Source organism: Rhodococcus sp. Q1, assembly GCF_004153645.1.
Taxonomy (GTDB): domain Bacteria; phylum Actinomycetota; class Actinomycetes; order Mycobacteriales; family Mycobacteriaceae; genus Rhodococcus; species Rhodococcus gordoniae.
On record NZ_SDMJ01000002.1, the window covers coordinates 112766 to 133465 of the forward strand.

General features: G+C 69.8%; 24 protein-coding genes. 4 read left to right on the forward strand and 20 right to left on the reverse strand.

What is annotated here, in order from left to right; genetic code table 11:
• Positions 1 to 74: 74 nt before the first annotated feature.
• A complete protein-coding gene (locus tag EQ874_RS05335; protein WP_207213495.1) occupies positions 75 to 692 on the forward strand; it encodes a DJ-1/PfpI family protein in 618 nt (205 codons plus the stop codon).
• The gene (locus EQ874_RS05340) at positions 689 to 886 is read left to right on the forward strand and encodes a hypothetical protein (protein WP_016935355.1); all 198 of its coding nucleotides are present in this window, start codon (positions 689 to 691) and stop codon (positions 884 to 886) included. The genes EQ874_RS05335 and EQ874_RS05340 overlap by 4 nt, the downstream gene beginning before the upstream one ends.
• Here the strand turns inward: EQ874_RS05340 and EQ874_RS05345 are convergent.
• The 10 genes from EQ874_RS05345 to EQ874_RS05390 form a co-directional block, all read right to left on the reverse strand.
• A complete protein-coding gene (locus tag EQ874_RS05345) occupies positions 853 to 1737 on the reverse strand; it encodes an acyl-CoA thioesterase II (RefSeq protein ID WP_129976118.1) in 885 nt (294 codons plus the stop codon). The two genes, EQ874_RS05340 and EQ874_RS05345, sit on opposite strands and share 34 nt — an antisense overlap.
• A complete protein-coding gene (gene pyk / locus EQ874_RS05350) occupies positions 1734 to 3155 on the reverse strand; it encodes a pyruvate kinase (protein WP_064062977.1) in 1422 nt (473 codons plus the stop codon). The genes EQ874_RS05345 and pyk overlap by 4 nt, the downstream gene beginning before the upstream one ends.
• Positions 3156 to 3247: 92 nt before the next feature.
• Positions 3248 to 4162 carry a TM2 domain-containing protein gene (locus EQ874_RS05355; protein WP_064062976.1) on the reverse strand — a complete coding sequence of 305 codons (915 nt, stop codon included), beginning with the start codon at positions 4160 to 4162 and terminating at the stop codon, positions 3248 to 3250.
• The gene (gene lgt / locus EQ874_RS05360; protein WP_064062975.1) at positions 4159 to 5169 is read right to left on the reverse strand and encodes a prolipoprotein diacylglyceryl transferase; all 1011 of its coding nucleotides are present in this window, start codon (positions 5167 to 5169) and stop codon (positions 4159 to 4161) included. Before lgt ends, EQ874_RS05355 begins: the two co-directional genes overlap by 4 nt.
• Positions 5166 to 5969: a tryptophan synthase subunit alpha gene (gene trpA, locus EQ874_RS05365; protein ID WP_016935009.1), complete on the reverse strand. Its 804-nt coding sequence runs from the start codon at positions 5967 to 5969 to the stop codon at positions 5166 to 5168. The genes lgt and trpA overlap by 4 nt, the downstream gene beginning before the upstream one ends.
• A complete protein-coding gene (gene trpB, locus EQ874_RS05370) occupies positions 5966 to 7228 on the reverse strand; it encodes a tryptophan synthase subunit beta (protein ID WP_129976503.1) in 1263 nt (420 codons plus the stop codon). Before trpB ends, trpA begins: the two co-directional genes overlap by 4 nt.
• A 112-nt stretch (positions 7229 to 7340) precedes the next feature.
• A complete protein-coding gene (trpC, locus tag EQ874_RS05375; protein WP_016696041.1) occupies positions 7341 to 8150 on the reverse strand; it encodes an indole-3-glycerol phosphate synthase TrpC in 810 nt (269 codons plus the stop codon).
• Between the two features lie 91 nt (positions 8151 to 8241).
• A complete protein-coding gene (locus tag EQ874_RS05380) occupies positions 8242 to 8907 on the reverse strand; it encodes a TIGR02234 family membrane protein (protein ID WP_006554062.1) in 666 nt (221 codons plus the stop codon).
• Entirely contained in the window at positions 8904 to 10487 is a 1584-nt protein-coding gene (locus EQ874_RS05385; RefSeq protein ID WP_207213496.1) for an anthranilate synthase component I, read from the reverse strand. The genes EQ874_RS05380 and EQ874_RS05385 overlap by 4 nt, the downstream gene beginning before the upstream one ends.
• Positions 10488 to 10531: 44 nt before the next feature.
• On the reverse strand, positions 10532 to 11320 hold the full coding sequence (locus EQ874_RS05390) for a class III extradiol ring-cleavage dioxygenase (protein ID WP_129976122.1): 789 nt from the start codon (positions 11318 to 11320) through the stop codon (positions 10532 to 10534).
• Positions 11321 to 11426: 106 nt separating this feature from the next.
• Here EQ874_RS05390 and EQ874_RS05395 point away from each other — a divergent pair, with 106 nt between their 5' ends.
• Positions 11427 to 11912, forward strand: coding sequence for a MarR family transcriptional regulator (locus tag EQ874_RS05395; RefSeq protein ID WP_129976124.1), 486 nt, complete (start codon positions 11427 to 11429; stop codon positions 11910 to 11912).
• Positions 11913 to 12034: 122 nt separating this feature from the next.
• Here the strand turns inward: EQ874_RS05395 and EQ874_RS05400 are convergent, their stop codons facing one another.
• The 6 genes from EQ874_RS05400 to EQ874_RS05425 form a co-directional block, all read right to left on the reverse strand.
• Positions 12035 to 12214: a 4-oxalocrotonate tautomerase family protein gene (locus tag EQ874_RS05400; RefSeq protein ID WP_016935788.1), complete on the reverse strand. Its 180-nt coding sequence runs from the start codon at positions 12212 to 12214 to the stop codon at positions 12035 to 12037.
• A 46-nt stretch (positions 12215 to 12260) separates the two neighbouring features.
• Positions 12261 to 12626 carry a phosphoribosyl-AMP cyclohydrolase gene (gene hisI, locus EQ874_RS05405; protein ID WP_016935787.1) on the reverse strand — a complete coding sequence of 122 codons (366 nt, stop codon included), beginning with the start codon at positions 12624 to 12626 and terminating at the stop codon, positions 12261 to 12263.
• The gene (gene hisF, locus EQ874_RS05410; RefSeq protein ID WP_006554068.1) at positions 12623 to 13396 is read right to left on the reverse strand and encodes an imidazole glycerol phosphate synthase subunit HisF; all 774 of its coding nucleotides are present in this window, start codon (positions 13394 to 13396) and stop codon (positions 12623 to 12625) included. The genes hisI and hisF overlap by 4 nt, the downstream gene beginning before the upstream one ends.
• Entirely contained in the window at positions 13393 to 14235 is an 843-nt protein-coding gene (locus EQ874_RS05415; protein WP_129976126.1) for an inositol monophosphatase family protein, read from the reverse strand. The genes hisF and EQ874_RS05415 overlap by 4 nt, the downstream gene beginning before the upstream one ends.
• 3 nt (positions 14236 to 14238) lie before the next feature.
• On the reverse strand, positions 14239 to 14973 hold the full coding sequence (gene priA, locus EQ874_RS05420; RefSeq protein ID WP_016934938.1) for a bifunctional 1-(5-phosphoribosyl)-5-((5-phosphoribosylamino)methylideneamino)imidazole-4-carboxamide isomerase/phosphoribosylanthranilate isomerase PriA: 735 nt from the start codon (positions 14971 to 14973) through the stop codon (positions 14239 to 14241).
• Positions 14974 to 15045: 72 nt separating this feature from the next.
• On the reverse strand, positions 15046 to 17325 hold the full coding sequence (locus EQ874_RS05425) for an excinuclease ABC subunit UvrA (RefSeq protein WP_129976127.1): 2280 nt from the start codon (positions 17323 to 17325) through the stop codon (positions 15046 to 15048).
• A 62-nt stretch (positions 17326 to 17387) separates the two neighbouring features.
• Here EQ874_RS05425 and EQ874_RS05430 point away from each other — a divergent pair, with 62 nt between their 5' ends.
• A complete protein-coding gene (locus tag EQ874_RS05430; RefSeq protein WP_033097642.1) occupies positions 17388 to 18374 on the forward strand; it encodes a YafY family protein in 987 nt (328 codons plus the stop codon).
• Positions 18375 to 18487: 113 nt separating this feature from the next.
• Here EQ874_RS05430 and EQ874_RS05435 read toward each other — a convergent pair whose 3' ends face one another.
• From EQ874_RS05435 to EQ874_RS22855, 4 genes are read right to left on the reverse strand one after another with little or no spacing between them, the layout of a single operon-like run.
• Positions 18488 to 18742 (reverse strand): hypothetical protein, encoded by a 255-nt coding sequence (locus tag EQ874_RS05435; RefSeq protein ID WP_207213497.1) that lies wholly within the window; start codon positions 18740 to 18742, stop codon positions 18488 to 18490.
• Positions 18739 to 19374 (reverse strand): imidazole glycerol phosphate synthase subunit HisH, encoded by a 636-nt coding sequence (gene hisH / locus EQ874_RS05440; protein ID WP_129976129.1) that lies wholly within the window; start codon positions 19372 to 19374, stop codon positions 18739 to 18741. Before hisH ends, EQ874_RS05435 begins: the two co-directional genes overlap by 4 nt.
• 10 nt (positions 19375 to 19384) lie before the next feature.
• Positions 19385 to 20542, reverse strand: a complete 1158-nt coding sequence (locus EQ874_RS05445; RefSeq protein WP_064062962.1) for an MFS transporter — start codon at positions 20540 to 20542, stop codon at positions 19385 to 19387.
• 1 nt (position 20543) lies between these two features.
• Positions 20544 to 20699, reverse strand: coding sequence for a hypothetical protein (locus EQ874_RS22855; RefSeq protein ID WP_016696019.1), 156 nt, complete (start codon positions 20697 to 20699; stop codon positions 20544 to 20546).
• Position 20700: the final 1 nt, after the last annotated feature.

A 20700-nucleotide genomic window follows, 5' to 3' on the forward strand; every position in this document is an offset into this window, starting at 1 on the left:
ACCACCGGGCAAATCACCCCCGACGGGCAACGAGGCCCGTTGCCGGCACAGTACGTTCCTGCCAGCATACTGTCATGGTGGAAACGGTTCACGTCGCCGTGTACGACACCCTGGCGGACTGGGAGATCGGATACGTCACGGCGCACATCGCGGATCCCGAATGGCAGCGGAATCCCGGACGGTACCGCGTCCGCACGGTCGGCGTCTCCGCCGAGCCGGTCACGACGAAGGGCGGACTGCGGATAGTCCCGGACACCGTGCTCGCGGATGCGACGCCGGAGGACAGCGCGATGCTGATCCTCGCGGGCAACGACATCTGGTCGACCGACGCCTACGCCCCCTTCGTCGACAAGGCCCGGCAGTTCCTCGACGCCGGCGTACCGGTGGCCGCGGTCTGCGGCGCGACCGGTGCGCTCGCCGCTGCCGGACTGCTCGACGAGCGGCCCCATACGAGCAACGCCCTCGAGTTCCTGCAGGGTGTCGGATACGGCGGCGCGGGGCTGTACCGGGACGCGCCCGCGGTCACGGACGGTGATCTCATCACCGCGAGCGGCATCGCCCCGGTCGACTTCGCCCGCGCGATCTTCGCGCGGCTCGACATGTACGAACCGCGTGTCCTCGACGCCTGGTACGCCCTCTACGGCGAGCGCGACCCGCGAGGCTATTGCGAGCTCATGGCGTCCGGGTCGTGACGGAACACCGCGAGACGGACCTGCTCGGCGCGGTCTCCGCGATCGGTCCGACCCATGCCGACGCTGCACGCGCACCGTGCGACGAGACCGGCGTCGAAGCCCCGATGACGATCGTGCAGGGCATGCGCGCACTGTCCGCCGCGGTCGACCGATCGGCCGATCAGCTCCCCGACGGACGACGCGGCGGGAAGTGACGGATGAGCCCTTCCTGCACGACCGTCGCCACCAGCTCACCCTCGATCGTGAAGTAACGGCCCGTCGCCATCCCGCGGGACCCCGCGGCCACCGGCGATTCGGTGGCGTACAGATGCCACTCGTCGAAGCGCAGCGGACGGTGGAACCAGATCGAATGGTTGACCGTCGCGGCCACGATCCGGTCGAGTCCCCACGACAGACCGTGGGTGGTGAGAATCGAATCGAGGACGGTCGTGTCGGACGCATAGGCCAGCGTGGCGACGTGGAGCAGCGGATCGTCGGGCAACTGCCCGTCGGCGCGCATCCATACACGGTTGTGACCGAGCTTCTCCCCCGCTCCCCGCAGCACCCATGCAGGGTCGTTCGCGTAACGCATGTCGATCGGCTTGAGTGCGCCGACGAAGTGCGGCAGCTGGTCCTCGAAGCCGCGCAGACGTTCGCCGATCGGTGGAAGCGCTTCGGGCAGTGGAACTTCGGGGACGGTCACCGAATGTTCGAGTCCCTTGCCCCATCGCTGGAAAGCGGCGAGCATGACGAACAGTTCCTGCTCGTCCTGACAGGCGGTGACCATCCGGTTGGCGAAATCCCGGCCGTCCCGGTGGGTGACGACGTGGTAGTCGATGGGTCGCTTGACGTCGCCGCCCCGGATGAAGTGGGCGTTGACCGCGTGCACGGGACGATCACCCACGGTCCGCCCGGCCGCGACGAGCGCCTGCGCGACGAGCTGTCCGCCGAAGGTGCGGCTGCCGACCTGCGCCGGATGCCCGCCCCGGAAGACGTTCTCCTCGACCTGCTCCAGATCGAGCAGGCCGAGGAGAACATCGAGATCCCTTGTGCCCGAACGCGTCACCGGGTGTCTTTCTCACCCAGCCGGTGCACGTGGATGAGGTTGGTCGAACCCGAACGTCCGGGGGGCGCACCGGCGACGATCACTACGAGGTCGCCGCGCTGGTACCGGCCCAGCGACAACAAGGCGGCGTCGACCTGTTCGACCATCTGATCGGTGGTGTCGACCGGTTCGACCGAGAAGGTCTCGGTGCCCCACGTCAGTGCCAGCTGGTTACGGATGTGCGGGGCGGGCGTGAAGGCGAGCAGCGGCAGCGGCGTGTGCAGACGCGCCAGTCGGCGCACGGTGTCGCCGGACTGGGTGAAGGCGACGAGCGCCTTGGCGTCGAGACGCTCGCCGATGTCGCGGGCGGCGTACGAGATGACACCGCGCTTGGTACGCGGAACGTGCGTCAGCGCAGGCACTTCCGTCGAATCGGATTCGACGGCGGTGATGATGCGCGCCATCGTGCGGACCGTTTCGACCGGGAACTTCCCGACGGAGGTCTCACCCGAGAGCATCACAGCGTCGGCGCCGTCGAGCACCGCGTTCGCGACATCGGAGGCCTCGGCGCGGGTGGGACGCGAGTTCTCGATCATCGACTCGAGCATCTGCGTCGCGACGATGACGGGCTTGGCGTTCTCGCGCGCAATCTGGATTGCGCGCTTCTGCACGAGCGGGACCTCCTCGAGCGGCAGCTCGACGCCGAGATCGCCGCGCGCCACCATGACCGCGTCGAAGGCGAGGACCACGGCCTCGAGGTTCTCGACGGCCTCGGGCTTCTCGAGCTTGGCGATCACCGGCACGTGCCGGCCGACCCGGTCCATCACCTCGTGGACGAGTTCGACGTCGGCCGGGGACCGCACGAACGACAGGGCGATGAAGTCGACACCGAGACGGAGCGCGAACTCGAGATCCTCGATGTCCTTCTCCGACATGGCCGGAACGGAAACATTCATCCCCGGCAGGGAGACACCCTTGTTGTTGCTGACCGGTCCGCCCTCGATGACCCGGCAGACGACGTCGTTGCCTTCGACGGCCTCGACGACCAATCCGACCTTGCCGTCGTCGACGAGCAGCCGGTCGCCGGCGACGGCGTCCTGCGCGAGTTCCTTGTAGGTGGTCGAGACGCGGTCGTGGTCGCCCATCACGTCGTCGACGGTGATGCGGACGACCTCACCGTGCTCCCATACGGTGCGGTCCTCTGCGAATCGTCCGAGCCGGATCTTCGGCCCTTGGAGATCGGCGAGGATGCCTACGGCGTGCCCGGAGGCCTCCGACGCAGCGCGGACCCGGTTGTAGTGGCCCTCGTGGTCGGCGTGTTCGCCGTGGCTGAAATTCAGGCGGGCGACGTCCATTCCGGCGTCGACGAGATTCCGCAGGACATCGGGGTCGGCGGTGGCCGGCCCCATAGTGCAAACGATCTTGGTGCGTCGGGTCACGGTTCGAGCCTAGCCCTCGACGCCCGGACCCTCCATCTCAGCACCCCGGCGCGTGTCGCCGGGGTGCCCGTGAGACGGGCGATGCCGGGGCATCACGGACGAAGTTGACGTCCGTTCTTGTCGCGGACCTTGCCGGTGAGCATCAGGATGCCGTCGATCAACGGCCAGATGCCACCGATACCACAGGTGAGCCAGGTGACGGCGATCTGCGCGACCGCCACGCCCGGCTGGTCGAGATAGAAGCGTCCGGCACCGAAGGCACCGAGCAGGATCTCGAGCACGCCCGCGGTGACCTTGCTCTTGTCGGAATAGGGCTCACCGGTGTAGGGATCGCGGCCGAAGGGCGCTGCGGCGTCGCGTCCGTACGGGTTCGACGGGTCGGGGTAGCCGTAGGCGGGCATCACCCCGTAACCGGGCGGCGGGCCGTATCCCTGTCCACCCTGCGGCGGGCCGTAACTCTGCGCCTGGTGCGATCCCTGCGGACCGGTGTACCCACCCTGCGGCGGACCGTATCCCTGCGCCTGGTGCGATCCCTGCGGACCGGTGTACCCGCCCTGCGAAGGGTCCTGTTGCGGGGACCCGATCGGAAAGTGCGGATCGGGTGTCCCGTAGACCGGCCCGGCCCCGGACTCGGTCCGGCCCGGATGCTCGCCGTAGGGGTAGTCGCCCGGGGGCGGATAGTCGGACTGGTGCTCGGCCGGCGGCGGGTAACTCGGGGTGTTGCCCCAACCCGGTCCGTTGCCGACACCGGAATAGGTGTCCCATCCGGGCCCCGGAGTGCCGGTGGCACCACCGAGGGAGTCGAGGGTGGGCGGTTGCGCCGACAGCGAGGCCTGCGCGGTGGCGTCGTAGTCGAAGGCGCGCCCGAGATCGGGCGGCGGCGTCTGGTCGCTCTCCGACCGATCCGGGGCGTCCGCGCCGGGTCCGGACCCGGTCCGCTTCGTCAGGTCCGGCTTGGCAGGCTCCGAATCGGGTGCTCCCGCAGCTCCCGGGTCCTGTGTGGTCACGAGTGATCCCCCTTGTTGTCTCCGGACGTCGCCTCGTCGACTCTACCGGCGGCAGGCGAGGGGCCGGCGGTGCCGGCGGCAGGCGAGGTCCCGGCCGTCTCGTCCTCGGCCGCCGGGTCGGCCGCGTGCGCTGCCGCCCCCGGATTCAATGTCGAAGGCTCCTCGCGACCCTTGCGCGCGAGGACGAAGTACGCGACCGCGAGCACGAACACGATGCCCGAGGTGAACGTGTTGATCCGGATGCCCGCGATCTCGGTGGCGGCGTCCGTGCGCATGAGTTCGATCCAGAACCGGCCCGCGCAGTACCCGGCCACGTAGAGGGCGAACAGTCGTCCGTGGCCGATCGTGAACTTCCGGTCGACGAGCACCAGCAACAGCACCACGGCGAGGTTCCACAGCAGTTCGTAGAGGAAGGTCGGGTGCACGACGAAGGCCACCTCACCCGTGGACACACCGTCGACCAGCCCGGGAGCGACCTGTCCCGCGCCGTTGCGCCGCTCGTAGATCTCGAGTCCCCACGGGACCGTGGTCTCGCGGCCGTAGAGTTCCTGGTTGAACCAGTTGCCGAGGCGCCCGATGGCCTGCGCCAGCAGGATCGCCGGGGCGAGCGCGTCCCCGAAGGCGGGCAGCGGGATCCCGCGCCGGCGGCACCCGATCCACGCACCCAGCGCACCGAACGCGACGGCGCCCCAGATACCGAGGCCGCCCTCCCATATCTTCAGGGCGTCGACCGGGTCCGCCCCGGCTCCGAAGTACTTCTGCCAATCGGTGGCGACGTGATAGAGCCGCCCGCCGATCAGGCCGAAGGGCACCGCCCACACGGCGATGTCGAGGACGGTGCCCGCCTGCCCGCCGCGTGCGACCCAGCGGCGGTCGCCCCACCAGATCGCTACGACGATCCCGACGATGATGCACAGGGCGTAGGCACGGAGGGCGAAGGGCCCGAGGTACCAGACGCCCTGCGGCGGACTCGGCAGATATGCCAGAACAGACGCAGTGGATGTCACGAGTGCACGTTAGCGGAGCGAACGCCCTTCGCGAGATCCTGTGTGAGGGCGAGCAGCGCGTCGTGTCCCTCCGCGACTGCGGAGACCAGCGCCGAACCGACGATCACGCCGTCGGCGTAACCCGCGATCTCCGCGGCCTGTGCACCGTTGCGCACACCGAGGCCGACGCCGACCGGGATGTCGGAGTGCGTGCGCACCCGGGCGACGATCTCCGGCGCGCGGTTGTCGACACTGTCGCGAGCGCCGGTGACACCCATCGTCGACGTGGCGTAGACGAAGCCACGGCACTTGTCGAGGGTGATCGCGAGGCGTTCGTTGGTCGACGACGGTGCGACCAGGAAGATCCGGCCGAGCCCGTACTTGTCGGCGGCGGCGATCCACTCCTCGGCCTCGTCCGGCACGAGATCCGGTGTGATGATGCCGAGTCCGCCCGCCGCCGCGAGGTCGCGCGCGAAGTTCTCGACGCCGTACTTGCTCACGAGATTCCAGTAGGTCATCACGACTGCGGCGCCACCGGCGGCGGTGATCGCTTCGACCGCGGGGAAGACGTCGCGGACCCGGACGCCGTTGGCGATCGCCTCGAACGCAGCGTTCTGGATGGTGGTGCCGTCCATGACGGGGTCGCTGTACGGGATGCCGACCTCGACGAGGTCGCAGCCACCCTCGACGAGGACCTTCATCGCCTCGACGGAACGCTCGACGGTCGGATAGCCGACCGGGAGGTAGCCGACGAGCGCGGCGCGGTTCTCGGCGCGGCAGGTCGCGAAGATCTCGGTCAGGCGTTCGTGCGGGGCGCTCACTGGGCTGCTCCTTCGGGGCCGGTCTTGTCGGCGGACTCGTCGGTCGGCAGGTAACCGAACCACTTGGCGGCGGTGTCGACGTCCTTGTCTCCGCGACCGGACAGGTTGACGAGGACGATGGCGCCCTTGCCGAGTTCGGGGCCGAGCTTCACGGCACCGGCGACGGCGTGGGCCGACTCGATAGCGGGGATGATGCCCTCGGTGCGGCACAGCAACGCGAAGGCGTCCATCGCCTCGCTGTCGGTGACGGCGCGGTACTCGGCCCGGCCGGTGTCGGCGAGCCAGGCGTGCTCGGGGCCGACGCCGGGATAGTCGAGCCCCGCGGAGATCGAATGCGATTCGATGGTCTGGCCGTCCTCGTTCTGCAACAGGTACGAGTACGCGCCGTGCAGAGCACCGTGGGTGCCGCCGCCGATGGTGGCGGCGTGGCGTCCGGTCTCGACCCCGTCTCCCCCGGCCTCGCAGCCGACGAGCTTGACGGACGGGTCGTCGATGAACGGATGGAAGATGCCGATCGCGTTCGACCCTCCGCCGACGCAGGCGACGACGGCGTCGGGCAGACGACCGGTGAGCTCGCGGATCTGGACGCGTGCCTCGAGGCCGATGATGCGCTGGAAGTCGCGGACCATCGCCGGGAAGGGATGCGGACCGGCGGCGGTGCCGAAGCAGTAATAGGTGTTGTCGGCGTTGGTGACCCAGTCGCGCATCGCTTCGTTGATCGCGTCCTTGAGGGTGCGCGAGCCGGTCTTGGCAGCGATGACCTCGGCGCCGAGCAGACGCATGCGCGCGACGTTGAGCGCCTGCCGCTCGGTGTCGACCTCGCCCATGTAGACCCGGCATTCGAGACCGAACAGGGCGCACGCGGTCGCGGTGGCGACGCCGTGCTGGCCGGCGCCGGTCTCGGCGATCACGCGGGTCTTGCCCATGCGCTTGGCGAGCAGCACCTGCCCGAGCACATTGTTGATCTTGTGCGAGCCGGTGTGGTTGAGATCCTCGCGCTTGAGGAAGATGCGCGCGCCTCCCGCGTGTTCGCTGAGACGAGTGGCCTCGTAGACCGGGGACGGGCGACCGGTGTACTCGCGCTGCAGCCGATCGAGTTCGGCGAGGAAGCCGGGGTCGACGCGTTCCTTCTCGTAGGCGGCGGTGACCTCCTCGATCACCGCCATGAGCGCCTCGGGCACATAGCGGCCACCGAAGACTCCGAAATGGCCGCGGACGTCGGGTTCGTGCGCGGTCGGAGTGCCGAGGGCTTCGCTCATCGAGGGAAGCCCTCGGCCCTTGGCGGAAAGTGCGGAATCGTCTGCAGTCACGCGTCCAGTCTGCCCCACCACGCGACGCGGATCACGTGGGGGTCCGGACCTGCCGGGACGGTCAGCGTGCGGGCTTGGGGCACGACGGATGCGTGCCTACCGTCACCAGTTCGGCGACTGCCTGGCGCGGATCCCCACTGGTCACCAGTCCCTCTCCGACGAGCACCGCGTCGGCACCCGCGCCCGCGTACGCGAGCAGATCGGCCGGGCCGCGAACACCCGACTCGGCGATCTTGAGCACGTTGCTGGGCAGGCCCGGCGCGATGCGCGAGAAGGTCGTCTTGTCGACCTCGAGGGTCTTGAGGTTGCGGGCGTTGATCCCGATGACGGTGGCGCCCGCCTCGAGGGCACGGTCGGCCTCCTCCTCGGTGTGCGCCTCTACCAGCGCGGTCATGCCGAGCGACTCGACGCGGTCGATCAGCGCCGTCAGCACGGTCTGCTCGAGGGCCGCGACGATGAGGAGCACGATGTCGGCGCCGTGTGCCCGCGCCTCGTGGATCTGGTAGGGACCGACCACGAAATCCTTGCGCAGTACGGGAATACGGACAGCGCGACGGACGGCGTCGAGGTCGGCGAGGCTGCCGTGGAATCGGCGTTCCTCGGTGAGAACGCTGATGGCGCGAGCGCCTCCGGACTCGTACGCTGCAGCGAGCTCGGCGGGATCGGCGATGTCGGCGAGAGCACCCTTCGAGGGGCTGGCACGCTTCACTTCGGCGATGACCGCGATGCCCGGTTCGCGCAGCGCGGCCTTGGCGTCGATCGGTGGGGGCGCGGCTGCGGCGGCAGCCTTGACGGAGGCGAGATCGAGGGCCGCCTCACGGGCGGCGACGTCTGCTCGCACTCCTTCGAGAATCGAATCGAGAACTGTCATCGTGGCTCGAGTCCTTTCCCACCCTGCTCAATCCCGATGTGATCAAGCTCATCGGATCTGTCTAGAAGAGTAGTGAAGTGGTTTACAGCGGTCACCGGCGGGTGCCCGTATCACCCTCGCCACCGTCGTCGGTGGGATCCTCACCTGCGTCCAGTGCGTCCCACAGACCGCGTTCGGACAGGGGTTCATCGTTCTCGGCGCGCCGGGCGGCCGCCTCGCGACGTGCTGCCGGGGCGTCGTACTTCGACGACAGTCCGGCCGCCTCGCGCGGGGTGCGCCACAGCGTCACCGCCGCGGCGAGGGCCGCGACGGCGCCGACGATCGCAAGGACGGCGGGCAACGGATAGGTCTCGACGGCGGTCACGGTCGCGCGGTCGGGCAGCGCGGCCACACCGGCCGCGGTCTCGGGGTCTGCGTCGCCGGTGAGCAACCGGACGGCGGGGATCGCGGCGGCGACGGCGACGGCCGCGACCACGAGCGAGACGAGACGCAGCGCGAGTCCGCGCACCGCGAAGACGGCGGCGACCGCCGCGAGCAGCACGAGAGCGAGCGGGGTCAGTGCCGCCGCCCAGCGGCCACCCTCGAGGTCGTCGACGCGGTCGATCCCGAGTCCGTCGGACGAGACCGCGGTCACCCACGTCATCCGGCTCGATGCCCACAACAGGGCCGCACCGACCCCGAGCAGCAGGGCGGCGATCACGGTCGGCCGGCGCCGGCGTCCGGTGGTGGGGCCGGCGTCCGGCGTCTCCGCGGTCACCGCGCGTCACCGCCGTAGGTGGTGAGGGTGGACGCGGCGGCCACGGCGGCGAGTGCGGACATGGCCTTGTTGCGGGCCTCGGTGTCCTCGGCCTCCGGATCGGAGTCTGCGACGATGCCCGCACCTGCCTGTACGTAGGCGATGCCGTCCTTGACGAGAGCGGAACGGATCGCGATCGCGGTGTCGGCGTCGCCTGCGAAATCGAGGTAGCCGACGATGCCGCCGTAGATACCGCGGCGGGTGGGTTCGAGTTCCTCGATCAGTTCCATCGCGCGTACCTTCGGCGCGCCCGACAGGGTGCCGGCGGGGAAACACGCGGTGACGGCGTCGAGGGCGTGCTTGCCCTCCGCGAGCCGTCCGGTGACCGTGGAGACCAGGTGCATCACGTGGCTGTACCGCTCGATGTGCCGGTAGTCGTGCACTTCGACGGTGCCCGGTGCGCACACCCGGCCGAGATCGTTGCGGCCGAGGTCGACGAGCATGAGGTGCTCGGCGTTCTCCTTCTCGTCGTGGACGAGGTCCTTCTCGAGCAGGAGATCCTCCTCCTCGTCCGCGCCGCGCCACCGGGTCCCGGCGATGGGATGGGTGGTGGCCACCCCGTCCGAGACCGTCACGAGCGCCTCCGGGCTCGATCCGACGATCGAGAAGGCCGTCTCGCCGTCCGGGCCGGGAATGTGGAGCAGGAACATGTACGGGCTGGGGTTGGACGCGCGGAGCATCCGGTACACGTCGATCGGTGCTGCCTCGCAGTCGATCTCGAAGCGCTGCGAGAGCACCACCTGGAAGGCCTCACCGGCCTCGATGTCGCCGATCAGTTTGCGGACGTCCGTGCAGAACGACTCGGTGGTGCGCTGGCGGCGGTAGTCGGGTTCGGGCCGCGAGTAGGTCGCGACGGTGGCCGGAGCAGGCGCGGCGAGCGCCTCGGTCATGCGGTCGAGACGGGCCACCGCGTCGTCGTAGGCTTCGTCGACGCGCTCGTCCGAGCCGTCCCAGTTCACGGCGTTGGCGATGAGCCAGATCATGCCCTCGTGATGGTCCACGGCCGCGAGGTCGGTGGCCAGCAGCATCACCATCTCGGGGATCTGCAGATCGTCCTCGGCGAGCGTCGGCAGCTTCTCGAGATAGCGGACGACGTCGTAGCCGAGATAACCGACCATGCCGCTGGTCAGGGGCGGCAGTCCGTGGATGCGGTCGGTGTGGAGCAGCTGCAGCGTCTCACCGAGGACGTCGACGGGGTTGCCACCCGTGGGCGCGCCGGCCGGGACGTTGCCGTACCAGGCAGCGTCGCCATCGACGACGGTCAGCGCGGCCGGGCTCCCGGCGCCGATGAAGGACCACCGCGACCACGACCGGCCGTTCTCCGCCGACTCGAGCAGGAAGGTTCCGGGGCGGTCGGCCGCGAGCTTGCGGTAGGCCGACAGCGGGGTCTCCGCGTCCGCGAGCACCTTGCGGGTCACCGGGACCACGCGGTGCTCGGCGGCCAGCTGGCGGAACTGCTCGCGGGTGGTCGTCGAATCGGAACGGCCGCCACCCGAGGAGTCGGTGGTGGCTGCGGGAATGGTGGTGGGCTCGCCGGACATGCGCCCCATCATCCCAGGGACCTCGTCCGGCTCTGCAGCCGCCGTCAGGCGACCTGGAACGAGCGCTTGGCCAGGCCCATCCAGAAGCCGTCGACGACCTGGTCGATGCCGCGGCCGGGGGCGTCGGAGGCACCGAGGGTGACGAACAGCGGAGCGAAGTGCTCGACCGACGGATGCGCGTAGGGCATGCCCGGTGCGCGGTGCCGGAAGTCCAGCAGAGCGTCGACGTCGCCGCGCGCGAGTTGCTCGGCGGTCCAGTGGTCGAACTCCGACGACCAGCCCGGCGCGGCGGCCTCGGGCCGCGGGTCGCGCAGGAAGGGCAGACCGTGAGTGGTGAACCCGGAGCCGATGATCAGTACGCCCTGCTCACGCAGCGGGCGTAGCCGGGCGCCGAGGTGCAGCAGCCGTCCCGGATCGAGAGTGGGCAGGGAGATCTGCAGCACCGGAATGTCGGCGTCCGGGTACATGACGGTCAGGGGCACGTAGGCACCGTGGTCGAGTCCTCGGTTCGGCTGCTGCACCACCGGTTCGTCGTCGGGCATCAGTGCCGCGACCTGCCGGGCCAGTTCGGGCGCGCCGGGGCTGGTGTAGGTCACCTCGTAGAAGCGGCGCGGGAAGCCCCCGAAGTCGTACACGAGCGGGGTGCCCGTGGTGGTCGAGCCGATGGTCAGCGGTGCGGATTCCCAGTGCGCCGAGACCACGAGGATCGCCGTGGGGCGCGGCAGGTCGGCCGCCCAGCGCTGCAGCTGCGAGACCCACAGCTCGCTGTCGACGAGCGGCGGAGCGCCGTGACTGAGGAACAGGGCGGGCGTGGTCGCGGAATCGGTGCTCATGACATCCCTTTCGGGTTGAAGCTTCAAGTATTATGAAGGACAACCCGCCCTGAGGGCATTCTGTTCCCGGGGGGCGGCGGCGAGACCGAACGAGCGAGGAGAACGCATGAGCAACGAGGACCCCCGGTGGCTCGATCCGACGCAGCAGAACGCCTGGCGCGCACTCGTCTCCGTCATCACGCGATTGCCGGCAGCGCTCGACACCCAGATGCAGCGCGACTCCGACATGACCCACTTCGAGTACTTCGTCCTCGCACTGCTCTCCGAGCACCCCGAGCGCAGGCTCCGTCTCAACGCCCTCGCCGCCGAGGCCAACGCGTCGCTGTCGCGGCTGTCCCACGTCGTCACCCGCCTCGAGAAGCGCGGCTGGGTGCGACGCGAACCGGTTCCGGGCAGTCGCGGTTCGTACGCCGTGCTCACCGAGGCCGGCTACGACACCGTCGCCGAGGCGGCGCCGACCCATGTCGACGCCGTGCGCAGGCTGGTGTTCGACGGTCTCGACGACCAGCAGGTGCGCGCGCTCGCGCGTCTCGGTTCCGCTCTGGTCGAGCAGATCGACGAGGGAATCGCCGGCGGTATCGGCAAGGCCTGAGCCGTCCCACCGTCACGTGGTGGGGCGGCTCCTCGGTACGTCCCGGAACGACATGGTCGGGTCGTGGCTGCGCTCGTCCCGGACGGCACCGCTCGCGTCGGTGACCTCGTAACCGATGGTGTTCAGCCGAGCGGAGTTCCGCCCACACCCCAGTTCTCGCGGGGCACCTCGGTGATCGTCACCCACACCGACGACGGATTCTTGCCCGAGGCCTCGGCGTACGCGCGGGTCACCGCGGAGATCACCTCGGCCTTCTGCTCGTCGGACAGGCCCGGCGTCTGACTGATCTGGATGAGAGGCATGCGGGCATTGTCGCAGCCCGCCGCACGAGCCGCCGATCGGTCCCGGCTATTCGGCGATCTGCGGCGTTTCGAGCAGGACGTCGGTGTCGAAGCAGGTGTGCGTGCCGGTGTGGCAGGCGGCACCGACCTGGTCGACGACCAGCAACACCGTGTCGCCGTCGCAGTCGAGGCGCACCTCGTGCACGTACTGGGTGTGCCCGGACGTCTCGCCCTTGACCCAGTACTGCTGCCGCGACCGCGAGTAGTAGGTGGCCTTGCGGGTCGCCAGGGTGCGGGCGAGCGCCTCGTCGTCCATCCACGCCATCATCAGCACGGCGCCGGTGGCCCGCTCCTGCACGACGGCGGCGAACAGACCGTCGTCGTTGCGCTTCAGCCGGGCGGCGATCGCCGGATTCAGGATGTCGCTGCTCATCGAACCGTGATCCCTTCCGCACGCATCGCGTCCTTGACCTCGCCGATCGTCAGCTCCCGGAAGTGGAAGACGCTCGCGGCGAGCACCGCGTCGGCACCGGCCTGCACGGCGGGCGCGAAATGCTCGACGGCTCCGGCACCCCCGGAAGCGATGACGGGCACGTGCACGGCCCCGCGCACGGCCTCGATCATCTTCAGGTCGAATCCGTTCTTCGTGCCGTCGGCGTCCATCGAATTGAGCAGGATCTCGCCGACCCCGAGTTCCTCGCCGCGCCGGGCCCACTCGACCGCGTCGATCCCCGTACCGCGGCGACCGCCGTGCGTGGTGACCTCCCAGCCGCTCGGCGTCGGTTCCTGACCGGCGGGCACGGTGCGCGCGTCGACCGACAGCACGATGCACTGCGAGCCGAAGCGCTCGGACATCTCGCGCAGCACCTCGGGCCGGGCGATGGCCGCGGTGTTGACCGAGACCTTGTCGGCGCCGGCACGCAGCAGCCGGTCGACGTCCTCGACGGTACGGACGCCACCTCCCACGGTGAGCGGGATGAACACCTGCTCGGCGGTGCGCGTGACGACGTCGAGCATGGTGCCCCGGTCGCCGCTCGACGCGGTGACGTCGAGGAAGGTCAGTTCGTCGGCACCCTGCTCGTTGTAGAGCGCGGCGAGTTCGACCGGGTCACCCGCATCGCGCAGGTTCTCGAAGTTGACACCCTTGACCACCCGCCCCGCGTCCACGTCGAGGCACGGGATGACCCGCACGGCCAGTGTCATGTTCGATCTCCTTCGGAACCCGACTGCTCGGCCACGGACCGTTCCGTCGCCGACTGCACAATCTCCAGTATCTCGCCGTGCACTCCGGGCGCTGCGGCGACCACCGATCCGGAGCCGATCCGCCACGGTTCGCCCGCGAAGTCGGTGGCGATCCCACCGGCCGCCCGCACCAGCGCGACACCGGCCGCGTTGTCCCACGGGTGGTGGCCGAACACGACCGAACCGCCGATCGCACCTCCCGCTGTGAATGCCAGGTCCGCACCCGTGGAGCCGTGCATCCGCAACCGTGCGACCCGCCGGCTCAGCTCGGTGATCACGGCGAGGCGGCGGGTGCCGGGAACGCGACCGCGACTGTCGATGTCGAAACTTCCGACGGCGATCATCACGTCCTCGAGCCGTGCCGGCTGCAGCGGTTCGGTGGGCGTTCCGTTCACGAGCAGCGGCCCCTCGGCGATTCCCGCGAAACGCTGCTTCGTGAGGGGCAGCCACGTGAGTCCGAGGATCGGCTCCCCGTTCTCGACGAGCGCGAGGAGGATCCCGGCCATCGGCAACCCGGCGGAGTAGTTGATCGTGCCGTCGATCGGATCGAGCAACCAGACGGTGCCCTCCTCCGCGGACGGGCCGCCGAATTCCTCACCGTGCACGGCGATACCGGTGCGCTCGGCGAGGGCACCGGAGATCCGCCGTTCGAGTTCGAGATCGAGGTCGGTCGCGAAATCGTTCGGGCCCTTGTCGACGGAGCGCGGCGCACCGTGCCCGGCGACGAACCGTTCCGAGACCTCGTCGAGCACACCGCTCGCGATCGCGAGCAGCCGGTTCAGGTCGGCGGGATCGGCCATCGGTCAGCGCGAGACGGCGTCGAGCGCTTCGGTCAGGGTGAATCGGCCCGCGTAGAGCGCCTTTCCGATGATGGCGCCTTCGACGCCCTCGTCGGTGAGCGTCGCAATGGCACGCAGGTCGTCGACGGTCGAGACGCCGCCGGACGCGACGACCGGCGCGTCGGTGGCCGCGCACACCTCGCGGAGCAGATCGAGATTCGGGCCGCTGAGCGTGCCGTCCTTGGTCACGTCGGTGACGACGTAGCGCGAACAACCGTCGCGTTCGAGACGCTCGAGTACCTCCCACAGGTCGCCGCCGTCGGAGACCCAGCCGCGGCCGCGCAGCCGCCACCGGCCGTCCAGGAACTTGACGTCGAGGCCCACGGCGATCCGGTCGCCGAACTCACCGATGACGCGGGAGCACCACTCGGGGTTCTCGATCGCGGCGGTGCCGAGGTTCACGCGGGCGCACCCCGTCGCGAGGGCCGCGGCGAGGGTCTCGTCGTCGCGGATGCCACCCGACAGCTCGACCTTCACGTCGAGTTCGCCGACGACGTCGGCGAGGAGTGCACGGTTGTCGCCGCGGCCGAACGCCGCGTCGAGATCGACCATGTGCACCCATTCGGCTCCGGCGTTCTGCCATTCGAGGGCGGCATCGCGGGGCGAACCGTATCCGGTCTCGCTGCCCGCCTCTCCCTGAACGAGGCGAACTGCTTCACCGTTGACGACGTCGACTGCGGGCAAAAGGACCAGGCTCACTGCGTACACATTAGTGCCTGTACCTGTGACATCACCAAACGCGTGGCCGGGGCGTCGGGAAAGCGCCGTGCGTCATGCCGACCGTGCCGCGTCGAGGGCCCGGCAGGTCGGGGTCGGACGGCCGGCGTACTCGTCGACGGGACCCTCGTACAGCACGGTTCCGCCGTGCCGTCCAGGTCCCGGCCCGAGGTCGACGATGTGGTCGGCGTGCCGGATCACGTCGAGGTGGTGTTCGATGACGACGACGGTGTGCCCTCGGTCGACGAGGTCGTCGAAGACGCACAGGAGGGTGCCGACGTCCTCGGCGTGCAGGCCGGTGGTCGGCTCGTCGAGGACGTAGAGGGTCGGCGTCTTCGCTCGTCCGAGTTCCTTGGCGATCTTCACCCGTTGACACTCGCCACCGGAGAGCGTGTCGAGCGACTGTCCGAGGCGGAGGTAGTCGAGGCCCACCCCGGCGAGCGCACTCAGTCGGTGCGCGATCTCCGCGTGCGGCAGTTCCTCGATGGCGCGACCGACGGTGAGGTCGTCGACATCGGCGATCGACAGGCCATTCACGGTGTGCCCGAGCACCTCGGCGGTGAACCGGCGGCCGTGGCAGGTGTCGCAAACGACCTCGCGTCCGTCCATGAAGGCGAGGTCGATGTACACGACACCGGCCCCCGTGCAGGTCGGGCACGCACCCGCCGAGTTCGCGCTGAACAGGCTCGCCGGCACACCGTTGTGTTCGGCGAACATCCGCCGCAGGGTGGGTGCGATGCCGGTGTAGGTGATCGGGGTGGAGCGGCGATTGGTGCTCACCGGCCGCTGGTCGATCACCGTGGCGTCGTACTGATCGACGAGTTCAGCTGCGAGACTGGACTTTCCCGAACCAGCGACCCCGGTGAATACGGTGAGCACGCCGGTGGGGATCCGCACCGTCAGGTCGCGGAGGTTGTTGCGACACGCATCGGCGATCGTGAGACGACCGGTCGCCTCGCGGGCGGGGTGACCGCGGCCGATGTCGCGCCGCAGCGATCGGCCGGTGGGAGTGTCGGCCGTTCGGAGCCGGTCGAAAGTGCCCTGGAAGACGAGGCGACCACCGGACGAGCCCGCACCGGGACCGATCTCGATCACCTGGTCGGCCCGGGCCATCACGCTCGGGTCGTGTTCGACGACGAGGACGGTGTTGCCGCTGTCGCGGAGCCGTTCAAGGAGGTCGATCATCGTCTCCACGTCGGCGGGATGCAGACCGACCGTTGGTTCGTCGACGACATAGGTCATCTCCGTCAGGCTCGACCCGAGGTGCCGGACCAACTTGATCCGTTGCGATTCGCCGCCCGAGAGCGTGGTGGTCGCCCGGGCGAGCGCGAGATAGCCGAGGCCGATCGTCACCATCGCCTCGAGACGGCCCACCAGTGCGGACACCACAGGTGCGGCGCGCGAGTCGTCGATCGTGCGCACGAATTCGAGCAGCTCGATGATCTCGAGGCGGGACAGCTCCCCGATCGTGCGGCCGCGAAGGGTGACCGCCCGCGCGGCCGCGTTCAGCCGTTCTCCGGCGCAGTCCGGGCACGTCTCGGCGCGGGTGAAACGTCGGATGACGTCCTGTTTGCGTTCGGAGAGGTTGTCGGAGGTATGCAGGTGGATGCGCTCGAACCTCTCGACGACGCCCTCGTATCCGTCCGGCGGTTTGTGGCCCAGCGCCGCTGCGGCCTCGCCGCCGTAGAGCAGTGCCTCCCGCTCGGCGGGCTTCCACTCGCGCAGGGGTGTGTCCGCGTCGAAGGAACCGATGTCGGTGTACTGGGAGTACCAGTACCCACCGTTGCCGAAGCCGGGCACCAGGATCGCGCCCTCGGCGAGGGACCTGTCGAGATCGAGGAACCGCTCGACGGCACTGACGACGATCTCGCCGAGCCCGGAGCAGGTCGGGCACATCCCGGTGGGGTCGTTGAACGAGAAGCGGTTCGACTCCCCGAGGACGGGTGTGCCCACCCGGGAATACAGCAGCCGCAGATAGGTCCAGGTGTCGGTGATGGTGCCGACCGTCGAGCGGGCGTTGCCGCCGAGGCGGCGCTGGTCGACGACGATCACCGGCGTCAGACCGTCGATGTGGTCGACGTCGGGTCGTGTCCACTTCGGCAACCGATTGCGCGTGAACGGCGGGTACGTCTCGTTGAGCTGGTAGCCGGCCTCCGCGGCGATCGTGTCGAAGACGAGCGACGACTTCCCGGAGCCGGACACCCCGACGATCACCACGAGCCGGTTGCGCGGAACGGTCAGATCGACGTCGGCCAGGTTGTGGGTGCGGGCGCGACGGATCGTGATGGCGCGGCCTCGCACTGCCGCCTCGGTGGTCGTGACGGTGGTGGTCATGGATTCGACGCTACGACCGGTTGCGGCCGGATCCTGACCGCAACCGGTGGGAGGATGACGGCATGGCGGACGTCACCGAGCGGATGCTCGCGTTGTTGTCGATCCTGCAGACCGGACGCGCGATCGGCGGGGACGAGCTGGCCCGGCGGCTGCAGGTGAGCCGCCGGACGCTCCGCCGCGACGTCGACCGGCTGCGCGGCTACGGATATCCCGTCGAAACCCGCTCCGGGCCCGGCGGTTTCTACCGTCTCGCGTCGGGACGTTCGATGCCGCCGCTGGTGCTCGACGACGACGAGGCCGTCGCGGTGCTGCTGGGGCTCGGCGCTCTCGCCGCGACCGGGCCGGCCGAAGGCGGACTGGACGACGCTGCCACCCGCGCCTACGGCAAGCTCGACCAGTTCCTGCCCGCGCGGCTGCGCCCGCGGGTCGCGGCCGTCCGCAGCGCGGTGGAGACGAGTGCGCTGCAGGCGCCCAGCGTGTCGGCGGAGCTGCTCGGCTCCGTGGCGGAGGCGATCGCGCGGTGTGACACGCTCACCTTCGACTACGTCGACGCGCAGGGCTCGCCGACCTCGCGCAGGGTCGAGCCGTACCGGCAGGTCCACCACCTGCTGCGGTGGTACCTCCTCGGATGGGACGTCGATCGCGAGGACTGGCGGGTCTTCCGCCTCGATCGTGTGCGCGACCTGCTCCGCACCGGCCGACGGTTCGCACCCCGCCGACTTCCCGCCGGGTCCGCCACGGAATACCTGCGGCAAGGACTCCGGCAGGGCCGGACACCGGTGCACCTGGACGTGGCGGCCTCGGCCACGCACGTCGCCGACGCGCTGAAGTACCAAGACGCCGAGATCCGGCCGACGGGTGACGACCGGACCGAGGTGCACCTCGCGGTCGAGTCGTGGCAGTGGCTCGTCCTCGCGCTCGCCACCCTCGACGCCGACGTCCGGATGCGCGCGGACCCGGAGATCGTCCGGGCCTGCGCGGTGTTCGCCGATCGTCTGCGCGCGGCGGCGCAGGACGCCGTCGTCCCCTCCGAGGACGGCGCGAGGTGAATCTGGGCGCGGCAGATCGATTTCGAGTTCCGCACAGCTGCGTTACGCAGCTCCTCGCGCGCCCGACCGGGGTTCGCTACCGCAACACGCCGGGCGAAATCCGGTTCGGCGCGTCAGCTTCCGGGGCGGTCGTCCTCGCCGGGACCGAAGGCGCGGCGGGCCGACCGCGTCGACACGACACCCATCGCCACGACGGCCACCACGATGCCGACGAGTGCGATGACGAGCCCGACGACCGGCGTGGGCCGGACCGCCACCACGACGATCGCGGTGACGAGCAGCACGACGGTCGCCGTGCCGACGGACATCAGGGCGTGACGGCCGAAGGAGAAGTCTCCGCTCGACCGGCCGCGCCGCGGGTCGGTCACAACGAGTCGACCCAGTTCTGCAGCAGCTGCGCGCCGGCGTCGCCGGACTTCTCCGGGTGGAACTGGGTGGCCGAGAGCGGACCGTTCTCCACGGCGGCGACGAACCGGCTGCCGTGTTCGGCCCAGGTCACCTTCGGCGGGGCGAGGCGCTCGGGGGCATCCAGTTCCCACGTGCGGGCGGCGTAGGTGTGGACGAAATAGAAACGGGTGTCGGCGTCCATGCCGGCGAAGAGCACCGAATCGGCGGGGGCCTCGACGGTGTTCCAGCCCATGTGCGGCAGCACCGCCGCGTCCAGACGCTCGACCGTGCCCGGCCACTCGCCGCAGCCCTCGGTCTCGATGCCGTGCTCGACGCCGCGTTCGAACAGGATCTGCATGCCGACGCAGATGCCGAGCACCGGGCGTCCACCGGCGAGGCGGGTACCGATGATCTTGTCTCCGCCGACGCTGCGCAGGCCCTTCATGCACGCGTCGAAGGCACCGACGCCGGGGACGACGAGCCCGTCGGCGGCGAGCGCGATCTTCGGGTCGGCGGTGACCTCCACGTGCACGCCGGTACGGGCGACTGCCCGCGTGGCGGAGTGGAGGTTACCCGAGCCGTAGTCGAGGACGGCGACCGTGGTTGCGCTCATGATGTCGATTCTATGTGGTGGGACGGGGACGTTCCGACGGCCCGGCCAGCCGGGCGAGCAGGGGCAGCGTCGGGACCAGCACTGCGGCCACGGTGAATGCGACGGGATATCCCGCCGCCGCTGCCAGCGCGCCGAGCGCGAACGACCCCGCACCCGTGCCGGCGTCGAAACCGATGTTCCAGGCGGCGCTCGCGGAGCCGGTGTTGCCTGCGCCGGCACGGCGGAACGCGACGAGCAGTGCTTCGTTCTGGACGACACCGAATCCGAGACCGAAGGCGATCGCAGCGACGATCAGCAGGACCGCTCCCCCTCGGTCGTCGGCGACGAGGGCGAAGGGAATCATCGCCAGGCCCGCCAGGCCGAGACCGACGGGCAACAGCTTGCCGGCGCCGATCCGATCCGCGACGGAACCTGCCGCATACCGCCCGATCAGCGAGGACGCGCTGAGTACGGCCAAGGCCGCCGCGACGGGCAGGCCGGCGACCGCGATGCGCAACAGCGAGGTGAGACCACCGTAGGCGATCGCGCCCGCACCCACGGCGACCAACGGGAACAGCAGCACGACCGGGGGCACGCGTCGCGCCGTCCGGGCCTGCTTCGCGGTCAGCCGTGGCAGACGGATCGCGGCGAGCAGACCTGCGGACGAGATGATCGCACCGAGCACGAAGACCGGCGTGGTGGAGAACCGCTCGGCGATCGCCAACCCGGCGGGCAGGCCGATCGTCTGCGACGCGGCAATGGCGATGCCGAGCATGCCGGTGGCACGGCCGAGCAACCTCGGCGGCGCCAGTTCGCCGACGAGTGCGGCCGACGCCACGGTGATCATCCCGAAGCCGATACCGCGGAGCCCGGAGATCCCGAGCACCGCTGCCGGGGCGATCGACACGAGGAACAGCAGCGACGGTGGCCCGAGGAACAGGCAGCCGGCTGCGAGTGTCGCGCGGTGACCGAACGCACGCAGCAGTCGCGGCATCGCGAGTTGCGTGAGAACGGTGGTGAGCATGAACACCGCCGTCACCGATCCGGCGAGCGTGTCGCTGCCACCGGCCTCGGCGATCGCCCACGGCACGACCGGCAGCAGCAGCGAGAAGCCTCCGAAGGCCGCCGCGGACGTCGACCATGCCGGGATCAGACCACGAACGGTGAACAGCCCTTGTTGTTCCGCCACGTCAGAGCAACCGGAAGACGCCCGCGGCGGCTGCCAGCACGGTCAGAGCCAGCAGCACACCCGCGAACAACGTGTTGCGGGCCTTCCACATCGACCACGTTCCGCCGGCGGCGAATCCGGCCACGATGAAGCACAGATAGGTGAGGACGACATCCATG

What these genes read in the sequence shown, in the direction of transcription:
- EQ874_RS22855 (WP_016696019.1), bottom strand. Translation starts at nt 20,699, where the DNA reads ATGGATGTCGTCCTCACCTATCTGTGCTTCATCGTGGCCGGATTCGCC.
- EQ874_RS05385 (WP_207213496.1), bottom strand. Translation starts at nt 10,487, where the DNA reads ATGTCCGGCGAGCCCACCACCATTCCCGCAGCCACCACCGACTCCTCG.
- EQ874_RS05415 (WP_129976126.1), bottom strand. Translation starts at nt 14,235, where the DNA reads ATGGCCGATCCCGCCGACCTGAACCGGCTGCTCGCGATCGCGAGCGGT.
- hisI (WP_016935787.1), bottom strand. Translation starts at nt 12,626, where the DNA reads ATGAGCAGCGACATCCTGAATCCGGCGATCGCCGCCCGGCTGAAGCGC.
- hisF (WP_006554068.1), bottom strand. Translation starts at nt 13,396, where the DNA reads ATGACACTGGCCGTGCGGGTCATCCCGTGCCTCGACGTGGACGCGGGG.
- EQ874_RS05335 (WP_207213495.1), top strand. Translation starts at nt 75, where the DNA reads ATGGTGGAAACGGTTCACGTCGCCGTGTACGACACCCTGGCGGACTGG.
- trpB (WP_129976503.1), bottom strand. Translation starts at nt 7,228, where the DNA reads ATGAGCGAAGCCCTCGGCACTCCGACCGCGCACGAACCCGACGTCCGC.
- trpC (WP_016696041.1), bottom strand. Translation starts at nt 8,150, where the DNA reads ATGACAGTTCTCGATTCGATTCTCGAAGGAGTGCGAGCAGACGTCGCC.
- EQ874_RS05400 (WP_016935788.1), bottom strand. Translation starts at nt 12,214, where the DNA reads ATGCCTCTCATCCAGATCAGTCAGACGCCGGGCCTGTCCGACGAGCAG.
- hisH (WP_129976129.1), bottom strand. Translation starts at nt 19,374, where the DNA reads ATGAGCGCAACCACGGTCGCCGTCCTCGACTACGGCTCGGGTAACCTC.
- EQ874_RS05390 (WP_129976122.1), bottom strand. Translation starts at nt 11,320, where the DNA reads ATGAGCACCGATTCCGCGACCACGCCCGCCCTGTTCCTCAGTCACGGC.
- EQ874_RS05395 (WP_129976124.1), top strand. Translation starts at nt 11,427, where the DNA reads ATGAGCAACGAGGACCCCCGGTGGCTCGATCCGACGCAGCAGAACGCC.
- EQ874_RS05425 (WP_129976127.1), bottom strand. Translation starts at nt 17,325, where the DNA reads ATGACCACCACCGTCACGACCACCGAGGCGGCAGTGCGAGGCCGCGCC.
- EQ874_RS05430 (WP_033097642.1), top strand. Translation starts at nt 17,388, where the DNA reads ATGGCGGACGTCACCGAGCGGATGCTCGCGTTGTTGTCGATCCTGCAG.